The 21,508-nt window shown below is 64.6% G+C and carries 13 protein-coding genes; 7 read left to right on the top strand and 6 right to left on the bottom strand.

Going from position 1 to position 21,508, the window contains the following annotated elements:
• The first annotated feature begins 6 nt into the window (after positions 1-6).
• The 3 genes from P3T42_RS01090 to P3T42_RS01080 are packed head-to-tail and all read left to right on the top strand — an operon-like array spanning position 7 to position 8,023.
• Positions 7-3,150, top strand: a complete 3,144-nt coding sequence (locus P3T42_RS01090) for an efflux RND transporter permease subunit (protein ID WP_074299259.1) — start codon at positions 7-9, stop codon at positions 3,148-3,150.
• Entirely contained in the window at positions 3,147-6,491 is a 3,345-nt protein-coding gene (locus P3T42_RS01085) for an efflux RND transporter permease subunit (RefSeq protein WP_074299261.1), read from the top strand. The genes P3T42_RS01090 and P3T42_RS01085 overlap by 4 nt, the downstream gene beginning before the upstream one ends.
• On the top strand, positions 6,488-8,023 hold the full coding sequence (locus tag P3T42_RS01080) for an efflux transporter outer membrane subunit (RefSeq protein ID WP_429304923.1): 1,536 nt from the start codon (positions 6,488-6,490) through the stop codon (positions 8,021-8,023). Before P3T42_RS01085 ends, P3T42_RS01080 begins: the two co-directional genes overlap by 4 nt.
• A 62-nt stretch (positions 8,024-8,085) precedes the next feature.
• Here the strand turns inward: P3T42_RS01080 and P3T42_RS01075 are convergent, their stop codons facing one another.
• Entirely contained in the window at positions 8,086-9,237 is a 1,152-nt protein-coding gene (locus P3T42_RS01075; protein WP_074299266.1) for a branched-chain amino acid ABC transporter substrate-binding protein, read from the bottom strand.
• Positions 9,238-9,337: 100 nt separating this feature from the next.
• Complete coding sequence (locus tag P3T42_RS01070; RefSeq protein ID WP_429304922.1) at positions 9,338-10,567, bottom strand: NAD(P)/FAD-dependent oxidoreductase; 1,230 nt, start codon at positions 10,565-10,567, stop codon at positions 9,338-9,340.
• Positions 10,568-10,918: 351 nt separating this feature from the next.
• Between P3T42_RS01070 and P3T42_RS01065 the strand changes: the two genes are divergently transcribed.
• Positions 10,919-12,322, top strand: coding sequence for a PLP-dependent aminotransferase family protein (locus tag P3T42_RS01065; RefSeq protein ID WP_429304921.1), 1,404 nt, complete (start codon positions 10,919-10,921; stop codon positions 12,320-12,322).
• A 225-nt stretch (positions 12,323-12,547) separates the two neighbouring features.
• On the opposite strand, the gene P3T42_RS01060 is transcribed toward P3T42_RS01065, so the two are convergent.
• The 3 genes from P3T42_RS01060 to P3T42_RS01050 form a co-directional block, all read right to left on the bottom strand.
• On the bottom strand, positions 12,548-13,273 hold the full coding sequence (locus tag P3T42_RS01060; protein ID WP_429304920.1) for a hypothetical protein: 726 nt from the start codon (positions 13,271-13,273) through the stop codon (positions 12,548-12,550).
• 1,072 nt (positions 13,274-14,345) lie between these two features.
• Positions 14,346-15,419, bottom strand: a complete 1,074-nt coding sequence (locus tag P3T42_RS01055) for an esterase (protein WP_429304919.1) — start codon at positions 15,417-15,419, stop codon at positions 14,346-14,348.
• Between the two features lie 195 nt (positions 15,420-15,614).
• Entirely contained in the window at positions 15,615-16,541 is a 927-nt protein-coding gene (locus P3T42_RS01050; protein WP_429304918.1) for a LysR substrate-binding domain-containing protein, read from the bottom strand.
• Positions 16,542-16,658: 117 nt separating this feature from the next.
• On the opposite strand from P3T42_RS01050, the gene P3T42_RS01045 reads away from it, so the two are divergent.
• The 3 genes from P3T42_RS01045 to P3T42_RS01035 all read left to right on the top strand — a co-directional run bounded on the left by P3T42_RS01045 (position 16,659) and on the right by P3T42_RS01035 (position 20,413).
• Complete coding sequence (locus P3T42_RS01045; protein ID WP_074299276.1) at positions 16,659-17,780, top strand: tartrate dehydrogenase; 1,122 nt, start codon at positions 16,659-16,661, stop codon at positions 17,778-17,780.
• Positions 17,781-18,036: 256 nt separating this feature from the next.
• A complete protein-coding gene (locus P3T42_RS01040; protein ID WP_429304917.1) occupies positions 18,037-19,347 on the top strand; it encodes an MFS transporter in 1,311 nt (436 codons plus the stop codon).
• A 169-nt stretch (positions 19,348-19,516) separates the two neighbouring features.
• Positions 19,517-20,413 carry a fructose bisphosphate aldolase gene (locus P3T42_RS01035; protein ID WP_429305245.1) on the top strand — a complete coding sequence of 299 codons (897 nt, stop codon included), beginning with the start codon at positions 19,517-19,519 and terminating at the stop codon, positions 20,411-20,413.
• On the opposite strand, the gene P3T42_RS01030 is transcribed toward P3T42_RS01035, so the two are convergent.
• Entirely contained in the window at positions 20,403-21,446 is a 1,044-nt protein-coding gene (locus P3T42_RS01030; protein ID WP_429304916.1) for a S1 family peptidase, read from the bottom strand. The genes P3T42_RS01035 and P3T42_RS01030 overlap by 11 nt on opposite strands.
• Positions 21,447-21,508 lie beyond the last annotated feature (62 nt).

The following is a 21,508-nucleotide window of genomic DNA, read 5'->3' as shown; positions in this document are numbered from 1 at the left end:
TCGCCGATGAATATCTCCCGTCTGTTTATTCTTAGACCCGTAGCGACGCTGCTGCTGATGGTCGCCCTCGTGCTCGTGGGCCTCGTCGCGGTACGCGTGCTGCCGGTCTCCTCGCTACCGAACGTCGACTATCCGACCATCCAGGTGCAGACCTTCTATCCGGGCGCGAGCCCGGATGTGATGGCCACCACGGTGACCGCCCCGCTCGAGGTGCAACTGGGCGAGATCCCAGGCTTGCAACAGATGACGTCCTATAGTTCGGACGGCGCCTCGGTCATCACGCTGCAGTTCGACCTCTCGCTGAACCTCGACGTCGCCGAACAGAACGTCCAGCAGGCCATCAACGCGGCCAACAGCTACCTGCCGAGCGGCCTGCCCGCGCCGCCGACCTACGCCAAGGTCAACCCGGCCGACCAGCCGATCCTGACGCTCGCGGTGACCTCCACCTCGATGTCGCTCACGCAGCTCGAGGACGCCGCCAACAACCGCCTCGGCACCAAGATTTCGGAAGTGTCGGGCGTGGGTGTCGTGACGACGAGCGGCGGCAACGTGCCCGCCATTCGCGTCGAAGCCGATCCGCAAAAACTCGCCGCCTACGGCCTGAATATCGACGATCTGCGCACCCTGCTCAGCTACGTCAACGTGAGCCAGCCGAAGGGCAACTTCGACGGGCCGGACCTCGACTACACGATCAACGGCAACGACCAGATCTCCGATCCGAAAGACTATATGGATACGGTGGTCGCCTACCAGAACGGCGCGCCGGTGTTCATGCGCGACGTCGCGAAGGTGACCTCGGCCGCCCAGGACGTCGAGCGCGGCGCCTGGTACAACGGCACGCCCGCCATCGTGCTGAACGTGCAGCGCCAGCCGGGCGCGAACGTGATCGCCACCGTCAACCAGATCATGAAGCAGTTGCCGCAGCTCGAATCGACGCTGCCGGCCGGCATGAAGGTCACGGTGGTGTCGGACAGCACCGGCGTGATCCGCTCGTCGGTGTCCGACGCGGCGCTCGAACTGGTGCTCGCCATCGTGCTGGTGGTGGCGGTGATCTTCGTGTTCCTGCGCAACGTGCCGGCCACGATCATCCCGAGCGTGTCGGTGCCGGTTTCGCTGATCGGTACGCTGGCCGTGATGTACCAGCTGAACTACTCGATCGACAACCTCTCGCTGATGGCGCTGATCATCGCCACCGGCTTCGTGGTGGACGACTCGATCGTGATGATCGAGAACATCGTGCGCTATCTCGAGGAGGGCAAAACGCCGCTCGAGGCCGCGCTCGAAGGCGCCGGGCAGATCGGCTTCACGATTCTCTCGCTGACCATCTCGCTGATCGCCGTGCTGATTCCGCTGCTCTTCATGGGCGGCGTGATCGGGCGTCTGTTCAGCGAATTCGCGGTCACGCTCGCGGTCACCATCGTGCTGTCGGCGGTGGTTTCGCTAACGGTGGTGCCGATGCTGTGCGCGCGCCTCTTGCGCGCCCAGGCCGAACGCCATCCGAGCCGCTTCGAGCGGATCAGCGAAGGGCTCTTCGACAAGACGCTCGCCGCCTACGAAAAGGGCCTGCGCTGGGTACTCGATCACCAGTTGCTCACGCTCGTGGTGTTCGTCCTTACCCTCGTGCTGACCGGCTTCCTGTACATCGTGATCCCGAAGGGCCTGTTCCCGGTGCAGGACGTCGGCGTGATCGAAGGCATCAGCGTGGCCGACAACTCGGTGTCCTACAAGGCCATGGTGACGCGCCAGCGGGCGCTCGCCGATCAGCTCCTGAAAGATCCCGATGTGGTCTCCCTGACCTCCTATGTGGGGATCGACGGCACCAACTCCACGCTCAACAACGGCCGCTTCCTGATCAATCTGCGCGATCACGACAAGCGTTCGGATACCGCGCAGGAGATTGCGCGGCGCCTGCAGACGGAAGTCGCCAATGTGCCCGGCATCAAGCTGTATATGCAGCCGGAGCAGGATCTGACGCTCGACACCACGGTCTCGCCGAACCAGTACAGTTTCGTGCTGCGCGGACCGAGCCAGCAGGCCTTCCAGAAGTACGTGCCTGAACTGATCGCGCGCCTGCAGAAGATTCCGTCGCTCGCCGATGTGCAAAGCGATATGAATACCGACGGCATGAGCGTGAACGTCGAAGTGAACCGGCAACTGGCCGCGCGTTTCGGCATCACCCCGGCGACCATCGACAACGCCCTCTACGACGCGCTGGGTCAACGGATCGTCTCGACCATCTTCCAGCAGTCGGACCAGTACCGCGTGATTCTCGTCGCCAAGCCGGAGTCGCTGCCTAACGTAGGCTCGCTCGGCAATCTGTATCTGCCTAGCCAGACCAGCAGCACCGGCCAGGTGCCGCTGTCGGCGATCGCCAAGATCCAGATCGTCAAGTCGCCGCTCGTCATCAGCCATCTGGCGCAGTTCCCGTCCGTCACCATCTCGTTCAACCTCGCGAAGGATGCGTCGCTGAGCACGGCGGTGAAGCAGATTCACGAGGCCGAAGCAGCGGTCAATCTGCCGCCGTCCATCACCTCGTCGCTGCAGGGCGCGGCCCAGGCGTTCCAGGACTCGCTCTCGAGCGAGGTGTACCTGCTGATCGCCGCCCTGGTGGCCGTGTATATCGTGCTGGGCGTGCTGTACGAGAGCTTCATCCATCCGGTGACGATTCTCTCCACACTGCCCTCGGCGGGGATCGGCGCGCTGCTGGCGCTGATGATCGCCGGCAGCGACCTCGACGTGATCGGCATCATCGGTATCGTGCTGCTGATCGGTATCGTCAAGAAGAACGCCATCATGATGGTGGACTTCGCGCTCGATGCCGAGCGCAATCACCACAAGCCGGCGCGCGAGGCGATTTTCGAGGCGTCGCTGCTGCGCTTCCGGCCGATCCTGATGACGACGCTCGCCGCCATGCTCGGCGCCCTGCCGATGCTGGTGGGCACCGGCACGGGTTCCGAACTGCGCCGTCCGCTGGGTCTTGCGATCATCGGCGGTCTCGCCCTGAGCCAGGTCCTCACGCTCTTCACCACGCCGGTCATCTATCTGTTCTTCGACCGCATGGCCGAGCGCACGCGGCGCTGGCGCAACCGCAACAAGCCGCAGGATCCGTCTGAAGGTACGCCTGCCGGTACGGCGGAGGACACGCCTTGAACATCTCGGCGTTATTCATCCGGCGCCCGGTCGCGACGACGCTGCTGGCCGTCGCGATCCTGATCTCGGGGGCGCTCGCCTATTTCCGGCTGCCGGTCGCGCCATTGCCGAACATCGCCTTCCCGGTGATCGTGGTGCAGGCCAACATGGCCGGCGCGAGCCCGGACATCATGGCCTCGACCGTCGCCGAGCCGCTCGAACGGCGTCTCGGCACGATTGCCGACGTCGAAGAGCTGACTTCGATCAGCTATGTCGGCTCGTCGATGATCGTGGTCGAGTTTGGGCTGAACCGCGACATCAACGGCGCGGCGCGCGACGTCGAAGCGGCCATCCAGGCGGCACGCGCCGACCTGCCGACCACCTTGCGCAGCAATCCGACCTATCGCCAGTACAACCCGGCGGATTCGCCGATCATGGTGCTGGCGCTGACCTCGAACACGCTCACCAAGGCGCAGCTCTACGACTCCGCGGATTCGGTGATCCAGCAGCAGCTCTCGCAGGTCAACGGCGTGGGTCAGATCACGCTGGGCGGCGGTGCGTTGCCTTCGGTGCGGGTCGAGTTGCAGCCGGGCAAGCTGAATAGCTACGGCATCGGCCTCGAAGACGTGCGCGCGGCGATCGCCGCGGCGAATGCCGATAGCGCGAAGGGTCACCTCGACCAGGGCGACCAGCGCTACGTAGTGTTGTCCAACGACCAGATCACCAAGGCGGCGCCCTACCGCGACCTTGTGGTGGCGTACCGCAACGGCTCGCCAGTGCTGCTGCGCGACGTCGCCCAGGTCCGGGACTCCAACGAAAACATCCGCAACGCCGGGCTCTACAACGGCAAGTCGGCGGTGCTGGTGATCGTCTATCCGATGCCCGGCAGCAATGTCGTCAATACCGTCGCGCAGATCCGCAACGTGCTGCCGGCGATCGAGGCGACGCTGCCGCACAGCGTCCATGTGCAGGTCGCGGTGGACCGTTCGGAATCGGTGCGCTCCTCGGTGGCCGACACCGAACGCACGCTGTTCATCGCCGTGCTGCTCGTCGTGGGCGTGGTGTTCGTCTTCCTGCAGTCGCCGCGCGCCACGCTGGTGCCGGCGGTGGCGCTGCCGCTGTCGATCGTCGGCACCTTCGGGCCGATGTACCTGCTCGGCTACAGCATCGACAACCTGTCGCTGATGGCGCTCACCATCGGCACCGGCTTCGTGGTGGACGATGCGGTGGTGGTGCTGGAAAACATCACGCGCCACCTCGAAATGGGCCTGAGTCCGAAGGAAGCCGCGCTCAAAGGCAGCGGCGAAGTGGGCTTCACCGTGATCTCGATGAGCCTCTCGCTGATCGCGGTGTTCCTGCCGATCCTGCTGATGCCGGGCATCGTCGGCCTGCTGTTCCATGAGTTCGCGGTGACGCTGTCCGTCGCCATCCTGATCTCGCTCGTGATCTCGCTGACAGTCACGCCGGCGATGTGCGCCTATGTGCTGAGCCGCGACCGCGCCGGCCACTCGCAGGCGCGCTGGGCGGTGTGGGTCGAGGCGCAATTCGAGCGCTTCAAGAACGCCTACTCGCGTTCGCTCACGGCGGCGCTCGACCACGCGCTGCTGGTGATCCTGCTGCTGATCGGCCTGCTCGTCGCCAACGTGTTCCTGCTCAAGCTGCTGCCCGGCACCTTCTTCCCCGAGCAGGACACCGGCATTCTGATCGGCCAGATCATCGCCGACCAGAGCATCTCGTTCACGGCGATGGAAAAGAAGCTGGCCCAGTTGCAGGAGATCGTGCAGAAGGACCCGGCGGTGCAGTCGGTGGCGGGCTTTACCGGCGGCCGTGCGCTGAACACCGCTAACGTGTTCGTCGAACTCAAGCCGCTGGCGCAGCGCCATGCGTCCGCCACCGACGTGGTCAACCGTCTGCGGCCCAAGCTGAACGCGGTCTCGGGCGCGCGGCTCTTCATGCAGGCGCAGCAGGATCTGCGGATCGGCGGACGGCAATCGGCCGCCGAATACCAGTACACGCTGACGAGCGAAGACTCCGCCGCGCTGTTCGCCTGGACGCCCAAGCTCGTGACCGCGCTCGGCAAGATGCGCGGCGAGGTGCTCGACGTGAACTCAGACCTGCAGCAAAACGGCCTGCAGACCTACCTCACGTTCAACCGCTCCACGGCGGCGCGCTACGGCTTTGCGCCGAACCAGATCGACAACGTGCTGTACGACGCGTTCGGCCAGCGCACCGTGTCCACCATCTACAACCCGCTCAATCAGTACTTCGTGGTGATGGAGGTGGCGCCGGAGTACTGGCAATATCCGCAGACGCTCAGCCAGATTTACCTGAGCACGGCGGCGGGCAATGCGACCGGCACCGCGCAGACCCAAATGCCGGGCGGCACCGTGTCCGGCGTGGTCGCGGCGAGCGCGGTCAGCACTGCCTCGAGTTCGTCGAGCACCAACTCGCTGAACTCGAATGCGGAGGCCAACGCGACCACCAACAGCATCTCGAACAGCAAGGGCGGCAGTTCGAGCGGCAGCGCGGACAGCACCTCGGCCGAAACGATGGTGCCGTTACCCACGATGTCGAGCTACGTGAACAACCATACCTCGACTCAGGTGAACCACCAGAGCGGGCTGGTGGCCGCGACGATCTCGTTCAACCTGCCGCCCAACGGCTCGCTGAGCACGGCCCAGGCGGCGATCGATACCGCTTCCCGCGAGATCGGCATGCCGGCCAGCATCCACGGTGCGTTTGCGGGTGCGGCGCAGGCCTATGCGCAGTCGACGGGCACCATCCCGTTGCTGATCATCGCGGCGCTCGGGGTGGTGTATATCGTGCTCGGCGTGCTCTATGAGAGTTCGATCCACCCGCTCACGATCCTCTCGACGCTGCCCTCGGCCGGCATCGGCGCCACCCTTGCCTTGCTGATCTTCGGCACGCCGTTTTCGGTGATCGCGCTGATCGGCATCATTCTTCTGATCGGTATCGTGAAGAAGAACGGCATCATGATGGTGGACGTGGCGATCCAGTTGCAGCGCAACGAAGGGCTGCCGGCCAAGGAAGCGATTCATGGCGCCGCCGTCGTGCGTCTGCGGCCGATCATGATGACCACCTTCGCCGCCGTGCTCGGCGCGGTGCCGCTCGCGATCGGCATCGGCCAGGGCGCGTCGCTGCGCCAGCCGCTCGGTATCACGGTGATGGGCGGCCTGATCCTGAGCCAGGTGTTTACGCTGTACACGACGCCGGTGATTTACCTGTACCTGGACCGCTTGCGCTCCAGGCTCGTCAGGTGGTCCTCGGGACTGCCATGGAACCGCCAGGCCGAACAAATGGGGCCGCCGCGGCAATCGGGGCAAACGGATACGAAGGCATGATGATGAAGATTGACTGCAAACCGCTGGCCAAACCGCTGGCCGCTTCCATCGCGCTGCTGCTGAGTGGCTGCATGGTCGGCCCGGACTATCACCGGCCGCAGGTCAGCGTACCGGCGACCTACCGCGAGCTGCCGGGCTGGACCCAGGCCGAGCCGGCCGCCGCCGGACCCAAGGGCGCATGGTGGACCGGCTTCAACGATCCGCTGATCGACCAGCTCGAACCGCTGGTCGAGGTCTCCAACCAGACCGTGCGCCAGGACTACGCGAACTATCAGGAAGCGCTGGCCGAAGTGAAAGTGGCGCGTGCCGGGCTGTTCCCGACGGTTGGCGTGACCGGCTCGGCCACCCGCGCGCGCGGCGCCACCAGCTCGACAACCTCGACGGCGAGCCGGGCTTACACGACCAACTCGGGCTCGCTCGAAGGCAATGTGAGCTGGGCGCCGGACCTGTGGGGTTCGGTGCGCCGCACGATCGAAGAGAATTCCGCCACCGCCCAGGCGAGCGAAGCGACGCTGGCGAACGCCACGCTCTCCGAACAGGTGACGCTCGCGACCACGATCATCCAGTTGCGCACCAGCGACGCCAATATCGCGCTGCTGCAGGACACCGTCAAAGCGTATCAGCACTTTCTGGACGTGGTCTCGAATCAGGACAAGTACGGCACCATCGCGCCGTCCGACCTGATCACCGCGCGTACCCAGCTCGAAACCGCGCAGTCCAGCCTGATCGCGCTCGGCGTGGCGCGCGCGCAGTACGCGCATGCGATTGCCGTGCTGGTGGGCAAGAACCCCGAAGACCTGGACATTCCGTTCAACCCCACGATGCCCAGCTTGCCGTCGGTTCCGGTGGGCGTGCCGTCCACGCTGCTGCAGCGCCGCCCCGATATCGCCACGGCCGAGCGCCAGATGGCGTCGGAGAATGCGGCGATCGGCGTAGCGGTGGCCGCGTATTACCCGACGGTGTCGCTCTCGGCGCTGGACGGCTTCACGCAGTCGCCGCTGGGCGGCCTGCTGCATATCGCCAACTACGTATGGTCGCTGGGCGGCAGCGCCACGGAAACGATCTTCGACGGCGGCGAGCGCAGCGGCGAAGTGGCGGCGGCCAAAGCCGCCTACGACGCGGCGGTCGCGAACTACCGCGGCACCGTGCTGACCGCGTTCGAAGATGTCGAAAACGATCTGTCCGGCTTGCGCATCCTGAGCCAGCAGGCCGATGCACTGGATGCCGCGGTGCGCGACGCGACCCGCGGCACCGAAATCGCCTTCAACGAATACCAGGCCGGCACCGTGGACTACACCACGGTGGCGACCGCCCAGGCCACTCAGTTGAGCAATCAGCAAACCGCGTTGAGCGTGCAGGAATCGCGGCTCGCCGATGCGGCTTCGCTGATCGGAGATCTGGGCGGCGGCTGGTCGGACGGCGCATTGCACGATCCGCGCAACCCGCGCGATTCGGATAAGGCGACGGCTCAGGCGGCGTCCGCAGCGGTCGGGGCTTCGGCGCCGGCCGCGCAGACCGGTAGTGCCGACTAGGCAGTGTGGGCTAGCCGCGCGGCCGGCGGAGCTTGGGGCGCTCGGGGCGCTCGGGGCGCTTGCTAGGCGCCGCTGCCGCCGACCGTCCTGATGCTCTTCCACTGCCCCTGCTCGACCTGGAACAGCGTGTACGGCGGCTTGATCAGGTCGCCATAGGGGTCGAAGGTAATCTTGCCTGTCACGCCGGTGAGCGTGACCTTCGCAAGACTGTCGACGATCTTCGCGCGGTCGAGCGAATCGGCGCTGTGAATCGCCTTGATCAGCGCGAGCGCGGCGTCATAGGCAAACGGCGCATACAGTTCGACATCCTGATTGAAGCGCGCCTTGTAGCGCTTGCCGAAGTCCAGCGCGGCGGGCAGCTTGTCGAGGGCCGGTCCCGGCTCCAGATCCTGCGTACCGTCGCCCGCCGCACCGGCGATCTGCAGGAACGCGTTGCTCTTCAAGGCGCCCGCGCCGAACAGTTGCGCGTTCATGCCCAGCGAGCGCATCTGCTTGACCAGCATCGCGCCCTGCTCGTCCAGTCCGCCAAAGAAAATCAGATCGACGTTCTTGCTCTTGAGGGTGGTCAGGATGGAGCGGAAATCGACGGCCTTGTCGTTGGTGAACTCGCGATCGACCACGTTGCCGTTCGCTTCCTTGACGCCTTTTTCGAAGGCGTTGGCGAGGCCCTCGCCAAACGCCGTGCGATCGTCGATGATGGCGATGCGCTTCGCCTTCATCTGCTCCACCACGAAGTGACCCGCCACCACGCCGCCGATGCCGTCGTGGCCCATCGTACGAAACACGTTCTTGAACCCTTGTTTGGTCAGATCCGGATTGGTCGAACCCGGCGTGATCATCGCGACGTCAGCCTGGTGGTAGACCGCGGAGGCCGGAATGCTGCAGCCTGAGTTGTAGTGGCCAATCACGCCGACCACGCCGTCGTCGACCAGTTTCTGCGCAACTTGCACCGCGACGTGCGGGTCCGCCTGGTCGTCCTGCACATCGAGCACGAAGGTGACCGGCTTGCCGCCGACCGTCGGATGCCTGGCGTTCTCCTCGTCGAGCGCCAGTTGCGCGCCGTACTGCAAATCCTTGCCGACGCGGGCTACCGGGCCGGTCAACGGTCCGACAAAACCGATCTTGACGACTTCCGGATCGGCGGCCCACGACGGCGCCACCTGCGTGCCCAGCGCGCAGACGGCCAAACTCAACAGCCAATAGCGGCGATTCATGATGCGCTCCTTGCGAGATATGACGTCGCGCGTGATGTCGGTGAACCGGTTCGATGCGCGACGCCTCGAGACCGTCCTCTGGTGCTTGCCCTAAAACGTTTTAGAACCGCGTCGCCGCGTACGGCGCGAGCTCGAGCGGCGGCGCGCGTCCCGCGACGAGGTCGGCCACGATCCGTCCGCTGATGCCCGCCAGCGTGAGTCCAAGATGCTGATGGCCGAATGCATAGATCACGCGGGCGCCGGCGCTCGAGCGGCCCAGCACCGGCACGCCGTCCGGCAGGCTCGGACGAAAGCCGAGCCAGTGGTTGTCGGGCGTCGCGAGCGTGGGCAATGCGCGTTTCGACGCGAACGTCAGCAGGTCGAGCAGCGCACGATTGCGCGTCTCGTTGAAGCCACCCAGTTCGACCGTGCCGGCGACGCGCAGGCCATCGCTCATCGGCGTCATGTAAAAGCCGCGCTCGGCCCAGCCGACCGGCCGCGAAATCAGTTGCTGCGCGCCCGGATAGCGCACGTGATAACCGCGCTCGGTATCGAGCGGCACGGCATCGCCGCATTGCCGGGCGAACTGCGCGGAGCGCGCGCCGGTGGCAATCACGGCATGGCTGAAGCGCCTCGCGACGCCGTCGACCGTCAGCGTGGCGCCGTCCGCGGACGGCTGTACCGCGCTGACGCTTGAGCGCTCCAGCTTCAACCCTTGCGCTGCGAGCCGTTCATACAGCGCCTGCAAGAAGCCCTGCGGATCGGAAAAATGCCAACTGTCCTTGAACAGCACGCCGCGCTCGAAAATCGGCGCGAGCGACGGTTCGAGCGCGCAAATATCGTTGCCGGCCAGCACATCGAAAGCGACGCCTAGCTTCGATCGCAGACCGAGCGCGGCCTGAGCGGCGTCGAACGAAGCTGCGTTCGAGTACAGATAGAGGCACTCGCGCGGCCGTACGAAACGCGCCAGTTCCGGCTGTGCCAACAGCGGCGCGTAACCGTCCTGGGCACGACCCAGCAAAGCAGCCAGCGCAGCCGCGCTCGCCTCGTAACGGCGCGGCAGCGAGCTGATCAGGAAACGCGTGAGCCACGGCGCAAGCTGCGGCAGATATCCCCAGCGCAACCGAAACGGACTCTGGTTCGAGAGCAGAAAGCGCGGTAAATCGCGGAACACCGAAGGGTTGTTCACCGGAATGCATGCGTAATGCGCAAAGGTCCCGGCGTTGCCGAACGACGCCCCCTGCCCGACACCCGACGGATCGAACAGCACGACGCGATGACCGTCGCGCATCAGCGCCGCGGCGCTCGCAAGACCGATGAAGCCCGCGCCCACGATAGCGATCTCCGGCATCACGGATGCCCCGTCTGCGGCGTGCCACGTGGCTCGAGGGGCGGCGGAAAGCGCATGAAAAACTCCGGCTGACAGATTCCAGGAGATCGTCCAGCGGCGTCCCGATACGTCCGCCACCAGACAAACCATGACACCTAGAATCACACAATATTTTTTTGTGTGCAATTAAAACGTGCATTGTGTGGTCCTGGCATTTTCCCTGGATGGTTTGAGGCAGGTGCGTGCGGTGTAGCCGCCGGGCCATGTGGCGGCGTGCTGGAAGACGTTACAGCAGGGCAGACGTGGTATAGAATCGCCCAAACTCCGCACAATCGCGGACAAAGCTGGTTTTGTATGGAGACATTCGTTCTTATGGCTTCTGGCAAACACGCAGGCCGCGCCGCCAACGGCGCGCCGGCCCAGGCGAAGCGCTCGACGTATGTCGAGGTGTCCAGTTCGATCGAGAATGAGATCCGCAGCGGCGTGTATCCGCCGGGAAGCCGCCTGCCGCCCCAGCGGCAACTCGCTACCGAGCTGGGCATCAATGTGTCGACGGTTTCGCGTGCGTACAAGGAGTTGCAACTGCGCGGGCTGGTGATCGGCAGCAAGCGGCGTGGTTCGCTGGTGACAGGCGGCGCTATGCCGAGCGTCGAACCCGCCCAGGCCGCGAGCAATGCGCTGATCGATCTGACCGTGAACCGGCCCGCCACCGGCGAATTTCTGACCTGTCTCGCGCGCACGCTGGCGGACTTGCCGCACGATCCGCGCTACGCGCAATTGCAGGAATACCAGCCGCCGCAAGGACCGGCCTGGGCGCGCGCCGCCGGCGCCCGCTGGATGGCCGCGCCGGGTTTCGAGCCGTCCATCGATCATGTGGTGGTCACGAGCGGCGCGCAGCACGGCCTGTATGCCGTGCTGAACAGCCTGATCGGCACGGACGGCGTGATCCTTGCCGATCAACTCACCTACTACGGACTGAAAGCGCTCGCGCCGGTGTTCCAGTTTGAAATCGTTGGCATTCCTAGCGACCGCGACGGCTTGCTGACCGACGAAGTCGAGCGTGCCTGCCGGCGCATGCCGGTGAAGGCGATCTTCACGGTGCCGAATCTGCAGAACCCGACCGTCACGACCATGAGTCTCGAACGCCGGATGGCGCTCGTCGATATTGCGCGCCGGCATGGCGTCGCGATTATCGAAGACGATGTCTACGGGCCGCTCGTGTCGCAGCGCCTGCCGACCCTCGCGAGCCTGTGTCCGGAGCTGACGTTCCACATTGCCGCGACCTCGAAGATTCTCGCACCCGGCCTGCGGCTGGGCTATCTGCTGAGTCCGCCGGACAGCTCGGCCTTGTGTGCGGAGGCGGTTCGCACGACCGCGTGGATGCCGGCGCCGATGTCGATGCTGATCGCTTCCATCTGGATCGAAGACGGCACCGCGCGCCATATCATGGATGCGCAGCTCGCCGAGATTCGCGCACGCCAGGACCTCGCGCGTGAACTGCTGCCGCAGGAATGGCTGCAGACCGACCCGGCCTGCATGTTCGTGTGGCTGAAGTTGCCGCCGCCATGGCGCGCCGACGATTTCGCCGCCAACGCGAAGGCGCGCGGCGTGGTGGTGATGCCGTCGTCGGCGTTTGCCGTGGACCGCTCCGAGATCGAACACGGCGTGCGCATCAACCTCGCGTGCGCGACGAGCCGCGATCAACTGGTCAGCGCGTTACGGTTGTTGACGGGCACGCTCAAGGACCGTCCGAGAGCGCTGTTCGGGACGATCTGATCGATCTGGGACGCGCGATGTGAGCGTCCGTCTTAAACTCGCGGACTGTATTGAGCCGGCTCCGATGGGAATGAGAAATACGCGGGCGTGTCCAGCGTAAATTCTGCGGTTTGATCCGCGCTGGATTGGGTCTTCGTTAGATGCACTTCGGATAGCTAACGTGTATGGAATGAAGCATCTTCGCGACAACGTAACGCGAAGATGCTTCTGCTTTGCCCGGGCGTTCTAGAGCCCGTTTGATGACTTAGTGGCCGCCATGGCCGCCACCGCAACCGCCGCCGGAGCCACCGGAGCCGGAGCCGCCTGAGCCGTGGCCGCCGCCGCCGTTACCATGGCCGCCGGTGCCGTGGCCGCCTTCTCCATGGCCGCTGTCGCCGTGACCGCTGTCACCGTGACCGCCGTCGCCGTGACCGCCGTCGCCGTGACCGCTGTCACCGTGACCGCCGTCGCCGTGACCGCCGTCACCATGTCCGCCGTCGCCGTGACCGCCGTCACCATGTCCGCCGTCGCCGTGACCGCCGTCACCATGTCCGCCGTCGCCGTGGCCGCCGTCGCCATGTCCGCCGTCGCCGTGACCGCCGTCGCCATGTCCGCCGTCGCCGTGACCGCCGTCGCCATGTCCGCCGTCGCCATGTCCGCCGTCGCCGGCACAGCCACTGCCCGAACCACCGCTGCCAGAACCACCGTTGCCGGACCCGCCACTGCCAGAACCACCACTGCCAGAACCACCACTGCCAGAACCACCACTGCCAGAACCACCACTGCCAGAACCACCACTGCCAGAACCACCACTGCCCGAACCACCACTGCCGGACCCGCCACTGCCAGAACCACCACTGCCAGAACCACCACTGCCAGAACCACCACTGCCAGAACCGCCGCTGCCAGAACCGCCGCTGCCAGAACCACCGCTGCCGGACCCGCCACCCGCAGCCCCACTACCCGAACCATGACTTCCCGACCCGCCAGTGCCGGAACCACCACTCCCTTTGCCACCGTTGCCCGCACTGCCGGCCCCCGTATCGCCGGCTCCGCCACTCCCTGACCCCTGGCTTCCCGCGGCCGCGCCGTTGGTGCCGCCCGGCGCGGTGCTGGCGCCGAATGCACTCTGCGGACCAACCGTCCCACCGAACCCCTCCGCATCCTGCCCACTGCCGATCAAGGCCTGTGGACCACCCAAGTCCTTTCGGCAACCCAGCGTCGCGGTTTCAGGACAATCTTGCGTGGGATTCTGCGCCAGCAGCAGACGCGAGGAACTTACCTCTCCTTTCCCCATTGGCGCAGTGTGCATCGTCTCCAGATTCGACTGGGCACAAGCCATTCCCGCATATAAGGTCACGGCGGTTGCAATCGCCACCCTGCACATTCCGATTGCGTTTGATGCATTCTTATAGCTTTTCATAACGTACTCCTAATCACTCATTCACAGTCATGTTTTAATAGGTCGTTCGAAGTCCCCCTATCTACAGAATCCGGATCTTCGCGACCGTGTACGGCAGAACCATGTACTGCCCAAGCCGGCCTCGAAAGCCGGTCGTCGAACAGACTGGGATATGACGGAATGGGATCCGTGCGCGCAGCACGTGCAACTCTACGACCTGACACAAATGGGATTCACCCCGTCTGACACCGACGCAAATCCACAGTAGTTGACCCGCTATAGGCTCACTGTTCGGCACCACACGCATGATCTGGATGCGAATAGGTTTACCCGTAAAAACAAGGCCAAAATCGTTAACTACCGATAAATTTACCGACATAAATACAGATCGGAATTTTTAATCAATCAATATGGACTCCAAATTAATCGATCGATAATAAGGGTCGGCTGAAACGACAAATGCATGAACAGGAGCGCTTGCCAATATGACCCGAAAACCGGAACAGCAGAGGCATTCGTATGAAGGACGATCGTTGGAAACTGCAGCGCCGCGCGTCGATCAGCGCGCAGCGAATCAGGCGGAAGAAACGGTGTAACCCGACACCGCATCACGTCGGGCCAAAAACATCATCTGCGATGTCGCTACGCCCCCGCAGCGCCCACGTGCGTATCGATCCATCTAAGGATCCAGTCCGCGACGTCGAGGTTATTGCGGTCCTGCATCATCATGTGCGTGTTGCCGTGAATCCCTTCGTCCGGCAATAGCACGAGTTGCGCGCGCCCACCGGCATGGTCCACGGCGTCGACGAAAGCGCGGCACGCTTTGAGCCGCGGCGCCCAACGCGGCGACAGATCGACGTAGTCGCCGAACAGCACGAGAATCGGCAGCCTGGTGTAGGGCGTGAGATCGCCTGTCGCGGACGGACACTCCCCCGGCTCGATGGACACGATGCCGGCAATGCCCTGCGTGCTGATCGCCGCGGTCTGGAACGGATAGATGCCTGCTTGCGAATGACTGATCAGCACCGTATGGCCGAGGCGGATCGCAAGTTGCGAGAGCGCCGGAACGGTTGGATTGGGTGTGCCCAGCGACGGACTCCAGTCGGGCACCATCTGTTGCCAGAGGCTTGCCTGCGCATCGACTGGAAACTGCTCGCCGGGAAAGGTCTGCGGATATTGCGGTCCGAAACGGAAAATGGTCCACGCCGATTCATGCGACGCCGCAAAGACAGTTGGCAACTGCGAGATGGGCACCTTACCGCTGCGCACCGCATTGATCGCGCTGATGTCGGTCGCCGAACGGCCGCGGTCGGACTGATCGATCACGTAGGTCGGATAGCCTTTGCGGACGAAGTATTCCTCCCAACCCATGCGCCCATCCGGCGTCGTCTCCCATGTCATGCCCGTCAGGCAGCAGCCATGGACGAGCGTGAGCGACAACGGCTTCGCACCCGAGGGGATCTGGTAATGCACATACATCTGGTCGACGGTCACGGTGCCCGACGCGGCGTAGTTCGGCAACGTCGAGAGCGTATCGGAATGCACGTCGTGTCCGCCGATGAAGAAGCTCCCCTGCTTTGCGATCGACATGGGGCCGGACAGCGCAGCGGCGCGATCGGGTGGGGACGCTGCGCAAGCGGCGAGTCCGATGGCGAATGCGGCGGCAAGGAGGATGGTGCCAAACCGTTTTGCCGTATGTTCTCTCGTACGTACCATGCAACTGTCTCCTCGTTAGCAGTGGGTATCTCCACGATCAGGGCGGTCATGCGCCCACGCCATGACGCGGTGCGAAGTATACGGTACGGCTGACAGTGGCGTTGCCCGCTACTTCATCGGCGTAGCAGCCGTTTGATGCGTAACCTTGAGTGCATGATCGCGACGCGGGGAAGCGGCCGGGCGCCCCCCCATCGCCTACGTGAATCCCCCCACCCCACCGCCAAGATCGAGCGCAATGAAATCGACGAACGCACGAATCCGGTTAGACATCTGGTGCCGCTGCGAATAGACCGCGAAGATATCGGCGTTCGGCGTCTCGTGATCGGGCAGCACCCGCACCAGCGAGCCTTCGGCCAGGTACGGCTTGATGTCCCACTCGGCCCGCATCAGGATGCCGTGCCCTTCGAGCGCCCACTTCACGGCGATCTCGCCATCGTTGGTCGTCAGACTGCCGTTGATCCGCACGGCCTCCGTCTTGCGCGCCGCGCCCCGCCCCGACGTCAGGCGCCAGACACCATACGCCTCATCGCCCTGCCGGATGCCGATGCAGTTATGCCGGGTCAGGTCATGCGCCGTGACGGGCAAGCCGCGCGACGCGAGATACGCGGGCGCCGCACACAGCACCCGGCGATTCGCGGCAAGACGACGGGCGACCACCCGCGTGTCCGGCGGTTCGCCGAACCGGATGCAGACGTCGAACACGTCGTCGGTCAGCGGCGGCGGCGTCACCGACAACTGCAGTTGCACCGACACCTGCGGATACTTCGCGACAAACCGCGAAATCGCCGGCGCGACATGGCTGCGACCGAAACCCAGCGTTGCGTTGACGCGCAACAAGCCTTTGGGGCTTTGCTTCGCGCTGCCAAGCAAGCCGGCCAGTTCGTCGATCTCATCGAGAATCCGCCGCGCGTGCTCCAGATACAACTCGCCCTCCGGCGTGAGCGTCATGCGCCGCGTCGTCCGGTTGACGAGCGCCACGCCGGCGCGCCGCTCCATCTGCGTCAGATGCTTGCTGATGGCCGCCGCCGTCAGCCCCAGTTCGCGCGCGGCGGCGCTCAGGCTGCCGGACGCCGCGAGCGTCGAAAAGAAGCTTAAGTCAGACGGTAGGACCGCTTCGCGCATGGCCTTCACTTGTGAATTGAAGTTAAGGATGCTTTGAGTTTAGCACCGGTTTTTGCGTCCGGCGCGCGGTAGAGTTCATTCGCATCGACACCCCCTAAAACCCAGAAGGACGGAGACATGAAGACCTATCGCATCGCAACCATTCCCGGCGACGGCATCGGCAAGGAGGTCGTTCCGGCTGGCGCGCAAGTGTTGCAGGCCCTCGCGAACACCACGAAGTCGTTCGCCTTCGAGTTCGAGAACTTCGACTGGGGCGGCGACTACTACCGCCAACACGGCGTGATGATGCCCGCGGACGGTCTCGACGCGCTCCGTAACAAGGACGCCATCCTGTTCGGCTCCGCAGGCGACCCGGACATTCCGGATCACATCACGCTGTGGGGCTTGCGCCTGAAGATCTGCCAGGGCCTCGATCAATATGCCAACGTACGGCCGACCCGCATCCTGCCGGGCATCGACGGGCCGCTCAAGCGCTGCCGGCCGGAAGACCTGAACTGGGTGATCGTCCGCGAAAACTCCGAGGGCGAATACTCGGGCGTAGGTGGCCGCGTCCACCAGGGGCATCCGATCGAAACGGCCACCGACGTGTCGATCCTGACGCGCGCCGGCGTCGAGCGGATCATGCGCTTCGCGTTCCGCCTCGCGCAATCCCGTCCGCGCAAATTGCTGACCGTGATCACCAAGAGCAACGCGCAACGTCATGCGATGGTGATGTGGGACGAGATCGCCGTCGAAATCGCCAAGGAATTCCCGGACGTCACATGGGACAAGGAACTGGTGGACGCGGCGACTGCACGCATGGTCAATCGCCCCGCGACGCTCGACACGATCGTCGCCACCAATCTGCACGCGGACATTCTCAGCGATCTGGCCGCCGCACTCGCCGGCAGCCTCGGCATTGCGCCGACCGGCAACATCGATCCCGAGCGCCGCTATCCGTCCATGTTCGAGCCGATCCACGGCTCGGCGTTCGACATCATGGGCAAGGGCCTCGCCAATCCGGTCGGCACGTTCTGGTCGGTCGTGATGCTGCTCGAGCACCTCGGCGAATTCGACGCGGCGAAGCGCGTCATGCAAGCGGTCGAAGCGGTGACGGCGGACACCTCGCTTCACACGCGCGATCTGGGCGGCACGGCCACCACGGCGCAAGTCACGGCCGCGGTCTGCGCGCTGCTCGAGAAAGCGGCCGCGCCCCACGCCAACGCAGCACAGCCAGTCCCGCTGGGGGACGCCGCCTAAGCCCGCGAGGCCGTCCGCACACGGTCAGACCCCGCACCGTGCGCCCACCGCGTCGCACGGTGCGCACGGTGGACGCGCTCGAAGAAGCGCGCGGACCGACCGTCCCGCACCCACCGACACGACAAGCTCGCCGCCGCGCCACGCGGCCGCGCGAACTCGTCCGTCAGCAGCACCTATCGGGCAGCAGGCAAGCGGACTGCGCCTACGCGCATCCCGCCTGTCATAGCGCACTGCTCACGCCTCCATGGAGGAGACAATGATTGCCGATCTCGAAGCCCGGGTTTCCCGCAAGCTCATGCTACGGATCATTCCGTTTGTCATGCTGCTGTATTTCGTCAGTTTCCTGGACCGCGTCAACGTGGGATTCGCCGCGATAACGATGAACAAGGCCATCGGCCTGTCGCCGACGGCGTTCGGCCTCGGCGGCGGCCTGTTCTTCATCGGCTACTTCCTGTTCGAGGTGCCGTCGAACCTGATTCTTCATCGCGTCGGCGCACGCCTGTGGATCGCACGGGTCATGGTGACGTGGGGCATCGTCTCGGCGGCCTCGGCTTTCGTGGTCGGGCCAACCAGCTTCTACGCGCTGCGCTTCGTGCTCGGTGTCGCGGAGGCCGGCTTCTTTCCCGGCATCATCCTGTACCTGAGCCTGTGGTTCCCGGTCCGTCAGCGCGCCGTGGCGGCGGCCTGGTTCATGGCGGCGGCGCCCATCTCGACGGCAATCGGCTCGCCCCTCTCCGGCGCGATCATGAAACTCCCGCCGCTCGCAGGCCTCGCCGACTGGCAAATGCTGTACATCCTTGAAGCCATACCGGCCATCCTGCTTGGCTTCGTGGTCCTGAAGTACATGACGGACTCGCCGTCGAAGGCGCACTGGCTGCAGGCCGAGGAACGCGCGTGGTTGATGGCGAAGCTGAAGACCGAAGCCGACGCCCGGGCGTCGCACGCGGGTCATACGGCCGGCGCGCTCGGCGCCTTGCGCGACCCACGGGTGCTGGCGCTCGCGCTGATTTACTTCGGCACCTCGGCGGGTCTGTACACGCTCGGCTTGTGGGCTCCGCTGATCATCCGTCAATACGGTTTCGGCTCGTTTGAGACGGGCCTCATCGCCGGCATTCCGGGTGTGCTCGCCGTGATCGCGATGGTCCTGTGGGCCAGGCACTCGGACCGCACAGAGGAACGCACGTGGCACGTGGTGCTGCCGTGTGTGCTGGCGTGCCTGGGTTTCGTGCTGGTCGGCGGGGCCAGCACGGCCTTGATGGTGATTCTCGCGCTGGTCGTGGTGAATATTGGCATCAGCGCCGCGAAAGCACCGTTATGGGCCATGCCGAGCGTGTTTCTGTCCGGCGCGGGCGCGGCGGCGGGCATTGCCATGATCAACTCGGTCGGCAATCTCGGCGGCTTCGTCGGGCCGTTCGTGATCGGCTGGCTGAAGAACCTCACCGGCAGTTATTCGGCCGGGCTGTATGTGGTCGCCGCCACCCTGGCGGTATCCGCCATCGTCACCCTGATGCTGAGCCGGCAGACAAGGCCAGGCCCCGCGCCGGCCGGCGAGCGGCACAGTCATTGAACGTTCTGAATTGTCACGGATCGAAGCGATCATCAATAGACGCCGTCGCACCCCAATTCGCCCGCGGCTTTCGTCGCAGTACACTTGGCGTATTGAACGATTGAACGCATTGGGCCCAGACCAGACAGGCTTTGGTCCGGCATACGGTTTTCGAACGAGGGAGATGTCCGTGGCAAATGACAAGATGCTGGCACAAGTAAGTGAAAAACCGGGCTTTTTTGCGGCCCTGGACCAGAGCGGCGGCTCGACGCCTGGCGCCCTGAAGCTCTACGGCATCCCGGAAGACGCCTACAACGGCGACGCCGAGATGTTCAAACTGATCCATGAGATGCGCGTGCGCATCATCACTGCGCCCGCCTTCACCGGCGACAAGGTGATCGGCGCCATTCTGTTCGAAGCCACCATGGACGGCCAGGCCGAGGGTAAGCCGGTGCCGTCCTTCCTGTGGGAAGACCGCGGCGTGGTGCCCTTCCTGAAGGTCGACAAGGGACTGGAAAACGAAGCCGACGGCGTGCAGCTGATGAAGCCGATACCCGGCCTCGACGACCTGCTCGCGCGGGCGGTCAAGCTGGGCATCTTCGGCACCAAGATGCGCTCGGTCATCAAGCTGAATTCGCCGGAAGGTATTGCGGCCATCGCGAAGCAACAATTCGCGCTGGGTGCGCAGATCGGCGCACATGGCCTCGTGCCGATCCTCGAACCCGAGGTGTCGATCAAGAGTCCGGACAAGGCCGGCGCTGAGGCCACCTTGCGCGCCGAGCTGCTCAAAGGACTCGACGCCCTGCCGGACAGCAGCCGCGTGATGCTCAAGCTGACCATCCCCGATGTGGCGGATTTTTATCGTCCGCTGATCGATCATCCGCGCGTCGTACGCGTCGTGGCGCTTTCAGGCGGCTACACGCGCACCGATGCCTGCCGGCGGCTCGCTGCCAATCACGGCATGATCGCCAGCTTCTCGCGGGCCTTGATCAACGATCTCAAGGTATCGATGAGCGATAGCGAGTTCGACGCGACGCTGGCCGAGGGCATCGACGAGATTTATCAGGCCTCGGTCGTTAAGGTCTGAGGTTGCTAACGGGCATCGAGGCGTCCTCGCTGCCCGTGATGCCTTGATCCAGCACCGCAGCAAGCTTCAGACCGCTGGCGGCGAGCTTCGCCGTCACATGAACGCGCGGGGTATAACCGTATTCGAAGGCATTGCGCGGACCGTCTCCGGTCGCACGCGAAAACATCCCCACCACCTGGCCGTCCGCATCGAACACCGGCGAACCGCTGTTGCCCATCGAGCCGTCGAGGTCCGTCGTAAAGTAATCGGTCTCTTCGACGGCCGTGACCTTGCCGCTGGAGACCCGCAGCGAACCGTCAGCGTCCGTATAGTTCAGCTCGCTCAGCTTCTGCTCGTGGCGTGCGCTACGCAGCGGAAAGCCGGCCATCCATACCGGGGCGCCCGGCGGCATGATCCGGTCGCTGAGTTCCAGCCACGCCTGAGGCGCAGGCTCGATACGAAGCAAGGCGGTGTCCTCGCGTAACTCGGCGCTATGCGGGCCCGTCTTGCGCACCGCGCGCGCCGTGGGCGGGTTCGATACCAGCCAGACACCTTGCGCGTCCCGCCACTCCCACTCGCCATTCGCGCCGCGGTTCGCGATCTGTGCCCGCAGTGTTTTGCAGGGCGTTTCGACACCCTCCACACCGTCCTCTCGCTGATGGTTCGCCACCTCGGAGGTCACCAGGTGGTAGTTCGTCAGCACATAGCCATCGCGCGAAATCGCGAAGCCGCTACCCCCGCCGTCCAGCTCGATGCGGGCCGGCCACACCGCATTGCGTCGCACCAGTTGCGCGAATTCGTAGCGCACCATGCCCATGGCGAAGACCGGATCGTCGATCTTTTCCATATCCTCTGCGGTAAAGAAGCGATACCAGCATTCCGAGCCGTCGGGCAAGGCTTCGTTGCGAGCAAGCGCCTGGGCCTCCTCGCTGCTGGAGGCGATGTCGATGACCAGAATCGTTCTGGGGAGGATGCGCACCATCGATGCGATCAGCCGCTCTTTATCGATGCCTGGAATTGTGAGTACCGACGGGTCGAACATGCCTTCAGACATACGTCCCTCATGACTTGAGCGTTTCGGGGCTGGACAATCGCTGCGAGCGAGCCGGAAATTAT

It is taken from the genome of Paraburkholderia sp. GAS38 (genome assembly GCF_050434965.1).
Lineage (GTDB): Bacteria > Pseudomonadota > Gammaproteobacteria > Burkholderiales > Burkholderiaceae > Paraburkholderia > Paraburkholderia phenazinium_A.
This window is presented reverse-complemented; position numbering and strand designations above follow the sequence as displayed.

Coding starts and splice junctions, on each gene's coding strand:
- P3T42_RS01090 (WP_074299259.1), top strand. CDS start 7: ATGAATATCTCCCGTCTGTTTATTCTTAGACCCGTAGCGACGCTGCTG.
- P3T42_RS01080 (WP_429304923.1), top strand. CDS start 6,488: ATGATGATGAAGATTGACTGCAAACCGCTGGCCAAACCGCTGGCCGCT.
- P3T42_RS01075 (WP_074299266.1), bottom strand. CDS start 9,237: ATGAATCGCCGCTATTGGCTGTTGAGTTTGGCCGTCTGCGCGCTGGGC.
- P3T42_RS01070 (WP_429304922.1), bottom strand. CDS start 10,567: ATGCCGGAGATCGCTATCGTGGGCGCGGGCTTCATCGGTCTTGCGAGC.
- P3T42_RS01065 (WP_429304921.1), top strand. CDS start 10,919: ATGGCTTCTGGCAAACACGCAGGCCGCGCCGCCAACGGCGCGCCGGCC.
- P3T42_RS01060 (WP_429304920.1), bottom strand. CDS start 13,273: ATGGTTCGGGTAGTGGGGCTGCGGGTGGCGGGTCCGGCAGCGGTGGTT.
- P3T42_RS01055 (WP_429304919.1), bottom strand. CDS start 15,419: ATGGTACGTACGAGAGAACATACGGCAAAACGGTTTGGCACCATCCTC.
- P3T42_RS01050 (WP_429304918.1), bottom strand. CDS start 16,541: ATGCGCGAAGCGGTCCTACCGTCTGACTTAAGCTTCTTTTCGACGCTC.
- P3T42_RS01045 (WP_074299276.1), top strand. CDS start 16,659: ATGAAGACCTATCGCATCGCAACCATTCCCGGCGACGGCATCGGCAAG.
- P3T42_RS01040 (WP_429304917.1), top strand. CDS start 18,037: ATGATTGCCGATCTCGAAGCCCGGGTTTCCCGCAAGCTCATGCTACGG.
- P3T42_RS01030 (WP_429304916.1), bottom strand. CDS start 21,446: ATGTCTGAAGGCATGTTCGACCCGTCGGTACTCACAATTCCAGGCATC.